The 254-nt window shown below is 59.4% G+C and carries 1 pseudogene; it reads right to left on the reverse strand.

From position 1 onward, the window contains the following. Positions 1-91: 91 nt before the first annotated feature. Positions 92-254 (reverse strand): annotated as a pseudogene (locus tag EOD29_RS33370) (LuxR family transcriptional regulator); the annotation flags it as partial.

A 254-nucleotide genomic window follows, 5' to 3' on the forward strand; every position in this document is an offset into this window, starting at 1 on the left:
TAGGCTTCACTTGTTGCGACTTCGGCCACCGACATCTCCATTCCTCGGAAGTTTGGAAACCATAACGCGGCGGCAGCGGCGAAGGCAGCTATCACAAGTTATAGGATGGCAATGATCGGCCATGCTCGTCGAGCAGGCGGTAATGGGTGGCGCGTACGACGGCCTGCGTACGATTGCGGGCGCCGAGTTTTTTGGCCGCGGCGTTGAGATGCATGACCACGGTCGGGACGGAACGGCCGATGATGCGCGAGATT

The sequence above is a fragment of the Mesorhizobium sp. M1A.T.Ca.IN.004.03.1.1 genome (assembly GCF_003997555.1).
Taxonomy (GTDB): Bacteria; Pseudomonadota; Alphaproteobacteria; order Rhizobiales; family Rhizobiaceae; genus Mesorhizobium.